This is a genomic window from Pseudolysinimonas sp. (assembly GCF_031389465.1).
GTDB lineage: Bacteria > Actinomycetota > Actinomycetes > Actinomycetales > Microbacteriaceae > Pseudolysinimonas_A.
The window spans coordinates 1-7,750 of the sequence record NZ_JANMSQ010000151.1 but is presented as its reverse complement, the minus strand read 5'-3'; the positions used below and the strand labels follow the sequence as shown (position 1 = coordinate 7,750).

Genomic DNA, 7,750 nt, shown 5'->3' with positions numbered 1-7,750 from the left:
CGGTCGTCTGACAGCTCCTCGGCGACCTCGAGCCGACGCCCCTCGGGCAGGTCGAGCAGTGTGCTCGCGAGGTCGGCGGGCAGCAGGTCGGAGTAGGTGGCGACGAGCTGTTCGGCGGACTGCGATTCACCGGGGGCGGTGTTCTCGCGTACCTGATCCCAGGTGGCGAAAGTCGTCGCACCCTTCGAGAAGGGGGATGCCGTGCGCGGCCGACGCAGGAAGAGGTCGCCGACCTCCCACTCACCGGGGGCGGCATCCTCGATCGCGACATCTTCGATCGTCGCGTCGCCCGAGCCGTCGCGAATGGCGACCTTGCGGCCGAGCAGCTCGGCGATCACCCGCACCTCACCGCCACGCTGTTCGAAGCGACGAAGGTTGATCAGGCCGGTCGTGATGATCTGACCGGAGCCGATACTCGTCACCCGGCCGATGCTGAGGAAGACGCGGCGCTTGCCCGGGATCTCGACGATGATGCCGACAACCCGGGGCGACTCGGTCTTGCGGTACACGACGACGACATCCCGGGCCTTGCCGACCTTGTCGCCTGCGGGGTCGAAGACGGAGCACCCGGCCAGCCGGGCGACGAAGACCCGCGTCGCGCTCACGGTGAAACCCTACTCGGGCGTCCTGCCCATCTCGCGAACCCGACGATTCGTGCGAATTGGCGGTCGCGGCCGCCCGGGGCCGCCAGTTCACACGAATCCCAAGGGGTGCGCCGAGGGGGCGTTGAGCACAAGCCAGCGTGAAGCTGAGATACTGACGGCGTGAGCAACCCAGGAGCTTTCGGCCGAAGCGGCGGACCTTTCCAGCAGCGCGTGCCGAAGGGCGACGTACTCGGCACCTACGAGACTTACGCCGAGGCGCAGTCGGTCGTCGACCGCCTCGCGAAAGGCGATTTCACCGTCGCCGACCTGTCGATCATCGGCAACGACCTGAAGACCGTCGAGCGGGTCACTCGCAAGCTGTCATGGAACCGTGCCGCCCTCGAGGGTGCGCTGAGCGGCGCGTGGTTCGGCCTCTTCGTGGGCGTGCTGCTGTCGTTCTTCTCGCCGACGATCAACTGGGGGTTCTTCCTGGCGGCACTGATCATCGGCGCCGTGGCGGGGATGTTCTTCCGCCTGATCTCCTACGGAATCGCTCGGCGCAGCCGCGACTTCGACTCGCAGACCCAGGTGCTTGCGACGAACTACCAGGTGCTGGTCGCCGGGGAGCACCTCGCGAAGGCGCAGGACGTGCTCGCGCGCCCCGCGCCCTCGGAGTAGCTCCCTCTCAAGCGAGCGCGCGCATCCAGGCCTCGACGTCGTCGGCTGTGCGTGGGATGTCGCCGGAGAGCAGCTCGCATCCGTCGGCGGTGACGACGATGTTGTCTTCGATGCGCACCCCGATGCCGCGGAACTCTTCGGGCACGGTGAGGTCGTCGGCCTGGAAGTACAGCCCCGGTTCGATCGTGAACACCATGCCCGGCTCAAGCACGCCGTCGAGGTAGAGCTCGCGACGGGCCTTCGCGCAGTCGTGAACGTCGAGCCCGAGGTGGTGGGAGGTGCCGTGGATCATGTACCGGCGGTGCCACTGGCCGGTGTCGAGCGACTCCTCGGCGGTGCCGGGCAGCAGCCCCCATTCGGCGGTCTTCTCAGCGACGACCCGCATCGCCTCGGCGTGCACCTCGCGGAACCGGATTCCCGGCTTCACGATCGCCCGCGCGGCATCCGCCGCTTCGAGCACGGCGTCGTACACACGGCGCTGGATGTCGCTGAAGCGTCCGTTCACCGGAAGGGTGCGGGTGATGTCGGCGGTGTACAGGCTGTCGAGTTCGACACCCGCGTCGACGAGCAGCAGGTCGCCCGGAACGACCGGGCCGTCGTTGCGGGTCCAGTGCAGGTAACAGGCGTGTGGGCCGCTCGCGGCGATCGTGTCGTAGCCGACCGTGTTGCCGTCGATGCGCGCCCGCCGGTTGAAGGTGCCCTCGATGACGCGCTCGCCGCGCTCCGTCGCGATCGCGGCCGGGAGGTCGGCGATGATCTCGTCGAAGCCGCGCTTCGTCGCCTCGATCGCCGCGCGCATCTCGTCGAGTTCCCAGTCGTCTTTCACGAACCGCAACTCGGAGAGGTCGCTCGCAAACGCGGTATCGGCCGCGTCGTCGACCGAGTCGGCGTCGACCGCGGCGAGCAGCCGGCGGCCGTCGATCTGATCGGTGAGCCCAGCATCGGCGTCGCGCACGACGAGGGTGGAGGCATCCATGGCATCCAGTACCGCGTCAAGGTCGGCGAGGTCGCGCGTCGAGAGGGCGAGGTCGGCGGCGACGTGGACGAGCGACGGGCGCGGTCCGGTCCAGAACTCGCCGATCCCGGGGTTGGCGTAGAACTCGGTCGTGTCACGCCCGGCGGCGGCGAGAAAGTAGAGGGTCGCGTCGTGACCTGGGCCGTTGGGGCCGTCGGCGGTCGGCTCGAAGACCAGCACCGAGTCGGGCACGGCATCCGACCCCCACCCGGTGAGGTAGGAGAACGCCGAGTGTGCCCGGTAGGGGTGATCCGTGTCGTTCGAGCGCACCCGGGCGGGGCCGGCCGGCACGATGAGCCGCATGCCGAGGTACTGGGCCGAGATGCGCTGCCGGCGGGCGGCGGCGTACGAGGCGGCGATGCGGGGCGACGGCGTCAGATGAGGATGCTCGGCCCAGTCCGACGAAATGTAGCTGCGGAACTCCGGAGTCGTCGGCAGCGCGGACCGGTTCGCGGTGACTCGGGGAGTGGACGTGTCGGCCATGCTCCATTGTCACTCAGGCTGCACCGTCGCGTCAGCCCGCCGGGCGCAACTGAGCAACTACTGGCCGGTGGTCGCTGCCGTACCCGTCGTGCGACCCAACCACCCGGAAGCCCACGAACTCCCAGTTCTCGGTGGCCATGACGTGGTCGATCGGGGCCCCGAGCAGGGTGGGGATCTCGGTCGGCCAGCTGCCCACCGCGGCGTTGCCGGTCACCCGGGCGCCGTCGCGGCATCCGCCGAGCCCGCCGCTCTCGTCGGATGCGGCGTCGAGCCCGGTGTAGTGGTCGAGCGTCGAGTTCAGGTCGCCCGCAACGATGACGTTGTCGCCGGCGCAGCGCGCGGCCAGCCAGTCAAGACCTTGACGCCACCCGGCCATCTCGCCCGGCACCGGGGCGACGGGATGCGCACCCACGATCGTCGGCCCGGTGCCGTCGACGGGAACCGCGAGCACGGACGGCAGGGTGTCGGTGCCGCCCCGAGAGTCGTCGCGGGCGTACTCGCCGAGCCGATAGGAGATGAGCACCATCGTCGAGCGGGCCTTCGAGACCTGGTCGTACGACAGCGGAATGAGCTGCATCCCGATGCCTGCGGCGCCCACCCCGGTCTGCACCAGGCTTGCGTACTCTTCGCTCGTCTCGGGAAGCACGACGATGTCGGCGTCCTCGGCGACGATCAGGTCGACCGTGGTCTGCACGTCGGGCGCATCGCCGAGGGTGTTCCAGGCGAGCACCGTGAGGTCGCCGGGCGCCTTCGTCTGGAACGCGAGATCGCCGGCGCCGCGGGTCGTGAGCACCGCGAACTGGATGCCGGCGAACAACAGCAGCAACAGGGCGATCGCGCCCGCGAACTGCCGAACGCTCGTCGAGACCAGAGCGATGAGAGTGAAGAGCACGGCGCAGAGCACGGCGACCGCGGCGAGCATCCCGCGCATTGTCGTCACCTGCACGACGCCGACCTCGCGTTGGATGCCGAGCAGCTGCGGCCACGCGGCAAGGAGGAGCGCCGCGCCCAGCAGGACGATGACGGCGGCGGAGAGCGCTCGGCGGAACATGGCCCGTCGAGCCTACGATGACGGGGTGTGCCCGGCCGTTCAAGACCCGCGAGAGCCCATCGACCTGCACGCGCATAGCCGCGTCTCTGACGGCACCGAGTCGCCGGCCGAGCTCGTCGCAGCAGGTGTCGCCGCAGGGCTCGGGGTTCTCGCGATCACCGACCACGACTCGACGGCCGGCTGGGTTCCGGCGTTTGAGGCCGCGCGGGGAACGGGGATCACGATTCTCCCCGGGATGGAGCTCTCCACGCAGCTTGACGGGGCGAGCGTTCACCTGCTCGCCTACCTGATCGATCCCGCGCACCCCGGACTGCTCGCCGAGACCGAGCGGATCCGCGCCGAACGACTGCACCGCGCCGAGGCGATGGTGCAGCGCATCGCCGTCGACTACGCGCTGGAGTGGGACGACGTGCTGGCTCAGGCCCAGCCCGGCTCGACCATCGGCCGCCCGCATATCGCCGACGCGCTCGTGCACCGCGGGCATGTCGCCGACCGAAGCGCGGCGTTTCAGAGCATCCTGCATTGGCGCGGCGGCTACTACCGGCCGCACCTGGCGCCGAAGCCGCTGACCGGCGTCGAACTGATCGTCGCAGCCGGCGGGGTGCCGGTGCTCGCCCATCCCGGAGGCCGCGGACCTGACCGGGTGTTCAGCGAGAAGCGCATCAAAACGATGGTGGATGCCGGCCTCGCCGGGGTCGAGATCGGCCACCGCGATAACGCCCCTTCGTCACGCGAACGGTGGTCGGATGTCGCGGAACGGTACGGGCTGATCGTCACCGGGTCGAGCGACTACCACGGGCTGGGCAAGCCCAACGTGCTCGCCGAAAACACCACGACGCCTGAGAACTACGCGCGCATCGTTGAACTCGGTACCGGGTCGAGCCCGTTCGAGGGCTGACCTCTTAGCGGTGCCAGAGCGCCGAGAGCGGCGCGTCGGGCCCCTGCAACACGAGATCGCTCTCGGTACACGGAGCCGTGACGGTCGGGATGTCGGTGTAGTCGATCGCCGGCACCGGCGGTGCGGCGGGGTCGACCGGGACCGACGGGTCGGGGAGGTTCGCCCAATTCGACAGATCGATCGTGTCGGGGTCGGTTCCGGTCGCCCAGTCGCCCGACCCGGAGTACGCCGAACGCTGGTTGAGCGGCACCTGGGTGTCGCCGGCGACGATCGTGCCGGTGATCGTCAGATCGATGTCGGTGGCGACGAGCCCATCGGCGGTGAAAGTGATCTCGCCCGCGCCGGTCATGGCGAAGTCGGCGATCGGTAGGCCGAGTTCGAGCACGAACTCCTCCGACTGTGCGGCGTAGTCGGCGACATCCAGCTGCCAGGTGCCGACGATGCATGGAGCGTCGGCGGATGGCGCTGGGTCTGGCTCGGTCCCGCCCCCGGGCGTGGTGCACCCCACGAGCAGGAGCAGTGCGCCAGCCGAGAGGGCAAGGGAAACGGTGGTGCGCATGGGAAGGTCCTTCCGCGTCGGTGTCTACGCTCCCACGACGTGCAGCACCGAGTCCAGGGTTGACGGCCTACCCTCGAATCATGCGTCGCTATCGCAACGAACCTGTGTACACCGGGGCGATCGGCATCGGTCGCCTGCTGTTCGGAACGCTGCGGGTCAAACTGCGGGTCGCCGGCCGTGAGAACCTTCCGATCGACGGGGGAGCCGTGATCGCGGTCACCCACTTCGGGTACCTGGAGTTCGCGATCGTCGAGTGGGTGACGTGGTTGGCGAATCGCCGCCGCATCCGCTTCATGGCGAAGAAGGGGGCGTTCAAGGGCTGGCCGCTCGGTGCCCTGATGCGCAACATGAAGCACATCCCGGTCGACCGGGCCGCAGGGTCGCACGCCTACGACGAGGCCGTCACCGCTCTGCGTGACGGCGAGCTGGTCGGCGTGTTCCCCGAGGGGACGGTGAGCCGCAGTTTCGAGGTGCAACTGCTGAAGGCGGGGGCAGTGCGGCTCGCCCAGGCCGCCGGAGTGCCACTGATCCCGGTCGCCGTCTGGGGTGCGCATCGCATCCTGACCAAGGGGGCAAAGAGCAAGGTTCGCGACCGCGTCGGGGTGCCGGTCTACGTCAAGATCGGCACGCCCGTGGAGGTCGGTGCCGGCGCCGACATCCATGACGCTTCGGATGCCCTCCGCCTGACTCTTCAGCAGCTGGCCGACGAACTGCAGGACATCTACCCCATCGACGGCACCGGTCAGTGGTGGCAGCCGGTCCGGCGGGGCGGCACGGCGCCCAGCGTCGCCGACGTCGAGCACGAGCAGCGCGGGTCACGTCGCACCGAGGATTCAGCGGATTAGGCGGCTGGTCGACGTGTCCTCCACAGCGTCCTCGAGGTAGAGTTTTCCACAGGCAAATGCCATTCTGATCAGGGAAAAGGCGATGTCGGTGGGTGGTGTCAGAGTGTTCTCATGACGGAAGTCCCCGAGCTGGATGCGGTGATCGCGATGTTGCGCGACGCCGTGCGTTCGGATGCGCGCGGGCTCACCGATGAAGAGTCCTGCGAGCGGGCGGCCGTGGTCGAAGAAGCAGGTCGGCTGATCGACGCGATGCGGGTCGCGAGCGCGGCCGACCTCGCGCGACGGTCCCGCCCCGAACTCGGCGAGGCTGCCCTCGCGCGACGTCACGGCTGCCGCACCGCGGCCCAACTTCTGGAGCGCATCGCCCGGGTGTCGGCGCGAGAGGCGGCCCGGCGCGCGCAACTCGGGTCGGTGCTGGCGCCGCGGTGCGCGATCGACGGCTCGCCGCTGCCCCCGCAGTTCGCGATCGCCGGCGCGGCTGTCGAGCGTGGGCGGATCGGGGTGGATGCGGCGTGGGCGATCACCCGCGCGCTCGGCCAGGCGGCGGCACATGCGTCACCGATCGACCTCGACGCTGCCGAAGAGCACCTCGTCGCCGCAGCCGAAACGGATGCCGCGGATCTGGTCGCGGTGCAGGCTCGGTTGTGGCGCGAGGCACTCGACCCCGATGGAGCCGAGCCTCGCGAAGACGAGCTACGGGCCCGCCGGGAGTTCCGCCTCGGTCGCGAGGTCGACGGCATGACCCCGTTCCACGGCTGGGCCGACCCGAGTTCCGCCGCAGTGTTGCGCGCGGCGGCCAGCGAACGTACCTCGCCGTATCGGCAACCGCGGTTCGTCGCCGAGGGCGACCCCGACGTCGACTGCGAAGGGCTGGGCGTCTTCGGCGAAGACCGCCGCACACGACCGCAGAAGTCGTTCGACGCATTCATCGGGCTGCTGCAGGCCGGCATCCGCGCCGACGCCCAGTTCACCGGATCGCTGCACTCGATCGCGACGGTCAACGTCACCGTGTCGCTCGATGCCCTCGTGTCAGGGGTCGGTCACGCCTTCCTCGACGACGTCGACGAGGCGATCTCTGCCGCGACGGCCCAGCAGCTCGCCTGCGACGCCGGCTACCGCCTGCACATCACCGGCAGCAAAGGCGAACCGCTCTGGCAAGGCGAACGGAAGCGCTACTTCACCGCCGCCCAGCGAAGATCCTTGGCCGTCCGAGACGGCGGCTGCGTCTGGCCCCAGTGCACGTCGCCACCCTCGTGGACTCACGCCCACCACGTGATCCCGGTATCGGAGGGCGGCCCCACCGATATCGACAACGGCACCCTGCTCTGTCCGTACCATCACCATCTGTTGCATCGCGGCGAATACCGAATGCGGATGAGCAGGGGCCAACCCGAACTGCTCGCCCCGCGATGGATCGATCCGGATCAGATCTGGCGTGCGGTCGGTCGGAGCCGCCTGCGCGCGACCGCGTGAACTAGGCGGGTTCAGGCCGGTGGGTGGCGACGCTGCCGGAAAGAATCACGGACAAACCCGAACTGCACGAGCGAGCACGCTCGCAAGCTGGCCGTTTGAACTGGGAGCATGGCCCATGCCCTTCACCGCTCTGCATCGACTGCTCGGCCGCGCCCCTGGTGAGG

At 69.3% G+C, this 7,750-nt stretch carries 8 protein-coding genes; 4 read left to right on the top strand and 4 right to left on the bottom strand.

What is annotated here, in order from left to right:
* A partial coding sequence (locus tag RMO30_RS05825) for a PRC-barrel domain-containing protein (protein ID WP_309710673.1) occupies positions 1 to 605 on the bottom strand: 605 nt, incomplete at its 3' end.
* A gap of 159 nt (positions 606 to 764) precedes the next feature.
* Here RMO30_RS05825 and RMO30_RS05820 point away from each other — a divergent pair.
* The gene (locus tag RMO30_RS05820) at positions 765 to 1,262 is read left to right on the top strand and encodes a general stress protein (RefSeq protein WP_309710671.1); all 498 of its coding nucleotides are present in this window, start codon (positions 765 to 767) and stop codon (positions 1,260 to 1,262) included.
* Between the two features lie 7 nt (positions 1,263 to 1,269).
* On the opposite strand, the gene RMO30_RS05815 is transcribed toward RMO30_RS05820, so the two are convergent.
* Positions 1,270 to 2,760, bottom strand: a complete 1,491-nt coding sequence (locus tag RMO30_RS05815) for an aminopeptidase P family protein (RefSeq protein ID WP_309710667.1) — start codon at positions 2,758 to 2,760, stop codon at positions 1,270 to 1,272.
* A 31-nt stretch (positions 2,761 to 2,791) separates the two neighbouring features.
* Positions 2,792 to 3,811, bottom strand: coding sequence for an endonuclease/exonuclease/phosphatase family protein (locus RMO30_RS05810; protein WP_309710665.1), 1,020 nt, complete (start codon positions 3,809 to 3,811; stop codon positions 2,792 to 2,794).
* Positions 3,812 to 3,836: 25 nt separating this feature from the next.
* Here RMO30_RS05810 and RMO30_RS05805 point away from each other — a divergent pair, with 25 nt between their 5' ends.
* Complete coding sequence (locus RMO30_RS05805) at positions 3,837 to 4,709, top strand: PHP domain-containing protein (protein ID WP_309710659.1); 873 nt, start codon at positions 3,837 to 3,839, stop codon at positions 4,707 to 4,709.
* Positions 4,710 to 4,713: 4 nt separating this feature from the next.
* Here the strand turns inward: RMO30_RS05805 and RMO30_RS05800 are convergent, their stop codons facing one another.
* Positions 4,714 to 5,268 (bottom strand): hypothetical protein, encoded by a 555-nt coding sequence (locus RMO30_RS05800; RefSeq protein ID WP_309710656.1) that lies wholly within the window; start codon positions 5,266 to 5,268, stop codon positions 4,714 to 4,716.
* An 80-nt stretch (positions 5,269 to 5,348) separates the two neighbouring features.
* Here RMO30_RS05800 and RMO30_RS05795 point away from each other — a divergent pair, with 80 nt between their 5' ends.
* A complete protein-coding gene (locus RMO30_RS05795) occupies positions 5,349 to 6,113 on the top strand; it encodes a lysophospholipid acyltransferase family protein (protein WP_309710654.1) in 765 nt (254 codons plus the stop codon).
* Positions 6,114 to 6,224: 111 nt separating this feature from the next.
* Positions 6,225 to 7,586 (top strand): DUF222 domain-containing protein, encoded by a 1,362-nt coding sequence (locus tag RMO30_RS05790; protein WP_309710651.1) that lies wholly within the window; start codon positions 6,225 to 6,227, stop codon positions 7,584 to 7,586.
* The last annotated feature ends 164 nt before the right edge of the window (positions 7,587 to 7,750 follow it).